This is a genomic window from Candidatus Liberibacter brunswickensis (genome assembly GCF_036858155.1).
In the GTDB taxonomy this organism is placed as follows: domain Bacteria; phylum Pseudomonadota; class Alphaproteobacteria; order Rhizobiales; family Rhizobiaceae; genus Liberibacter; species Liberibacter brunswickensis.
The window spans coordinates 1-1,307 of record NZ_JAAEJX010000024.1; the positions used below are offsets into that span (position 1 = coordinate 1).

Consider the following 1,307-nt stretch of genomic DNA (forward strand, 5'->3'; position numbering starts at 1 on the left):
ATATTTTATATTTTATGGCTTTATATTTGTTGAAGATGAGTTGAGATAAGGGAAATTGGTTCGATGGCGGTAAAACAGTTTATTCGTGACAAAGAGAGTCTTGGTCTTAGTACTATAGGTCATGTTGATCATGGTAAGACTACGCTAACAGCGGCTATTACTAAATACTATAGTGATGAGAAGAAAGAATATGGTGACATTGATAGTGCTCCAGAGGAGAAGGTTAGGGGTATTACTATTTCTACTGCGCATGTTCATTATAAGACGGATAAACGTTTTTATAGCCACATTGATTGTCCTGGGCATGCTGATTATGTGAAGAATATGATTACTGGTGCAGCTCAAGCTGATGGTGCTATTCTTGTTTGTTCTGCGGATGATGGTCCGAAGCCACAGACTAAGGAGCATATACTTTTGGCTCGTCAGATTGGTATTTCATCTCTAGTTGTTTATATGAATAAAGTTGATGCTGTTGATGATGAAGAGTTGTTAGAACTTGTCGAAGACGATATTCGTTGTCTTTTAAAGTCTTATGATTATCCTGGAGACGAGATTCCTATTATTAGGGGTTCTGCTCTTTGTGCATTGCAAGGTAAGAACAAAGAGATAGGTGAAGATTCTATTCATGCTTTAATGGAGAAGATTGATTCTTATATTCCTACTCCATCTCGATCACTAGACAGTCCTTTTCTTATGCATATAGAGAGTTCTTGTACTGTTGAAGGTCGTGGTACGGTTATAACTGGTCGTGTTAAGCGTGGTCAGATTACTGCTGGCAGTGATGTTGAGATACTTGGTCTTGGTGATAAGAAACTTAAGGTCAAATGTACAGATGTAGAGATGTTTCGTCAGAAGTTAGATAAAGCTATAGCTGGTGATAATGTTGGTTTGCTTCTTCGTGGTGTGAATCGTGCGGATGTTCAAAGGGGTAGGGTTGTATGTGCTCCTGGTTCAATTCAAGAGTATTCTAGATTTATGGCTAATGTTTATATTCTGACTAAAGAGGAAGGCGGTCGCCATAAGGGTTTTTTAAGTAATTATCGTCCACAGTTTTTTATGGATACAGCTGATGTTACTGGAAGGATTATTCTTCCTCCTGAGTCTAAAGCAGTGATGCCTGGTGATAGGGTTGATCTAGAGATAGAGCTTATTAGTCCAATTGCAATGGAAGAAAAGCAACGTTTTTCTATTCGTGAAGGAGGTAAGACAATAGGTGCTGGTATGATTTCTAAAATTCTAGGATAGTACAGTATATATGTAAAATGGAGATGTCTCTAAAAATTGGTTTAGTTTTAAAAAAAAAGAGG

Annotated in this window: 1 protein-coding gene; it reads left to right on the plus strand. The window is 37.6% G+C overall.

Annotation, left to right across the window (positions count from 1 at the left end):
* Positions 1–63: 63 nt before the first annotated feature.
* Positions 64–1,245 carry an elongation factor Tu gene (gene tuf / locus GY664_RS05050; protein ID WP_333948398.1) on the plus strand — a complete coding sequence of 394 codons (1,182 nt, stop codon included), beginning with the start codon at positions 64–66 and terminating at the stop codon, positions 1,243–1,245.
* The last annotated feature ends 62 nt before the right edge of the window (positions 1,246–1,307 follow it).